Below are 310 nucleotides of genomic sequence, written 5' to 3' on the forward strand. Positions count from 1 at the left end.
TTGTGGGTTCGACTCCTGCCGGGCGCGCCATATAACTCAACTGGATAAAGCTTACACGCTTTACAAGTAGAGATAAACTTATCATCATGGCTACCTAGCTCAGCTGGCTAGAGCATTCGGTTCATACCCGAAAGGTCGTGGGTTCGACTCCCTCGGTAGCCATTTTATACTTTTGGAGGTATACCCAAGTCTGGCTGAAGGGATCGGTCTTGAAAACCGACAGGCGGGTAACACCGCGCGGGGGTTCGAATCCCTCTACCTCCTCCATTTTTACAAACTGAGTAATGAAACAAGTTTAAACATAATATTG

2 tRNA genes are annotated in these 310 nt (G+C 47.4%); both read left to right on the plus strand.

Going from position 1 to position 310, the window contains the following annotated elements:
- The first annotated feature begins 88 nt into the window (after positions 1 to 88).
- A tRNA-Met gene (locus AC6CH1_RS19295) sits at positions 89 to 162 on the plus strand.
- A gap of 12 nt (positions 163 to 174) precedes the next feature.
- Positions 175 to 267: transfer RNA gene (locus tag AC6CH1_RS19300), tRNA-Ser, on the plus strand.
- Positions 268 to 310 lie beyond the last annotated feature (43 nt).

The sequence above is a fragment of the Solibacillus sp. GQ1 genome, from assembly GCF_059758555.1.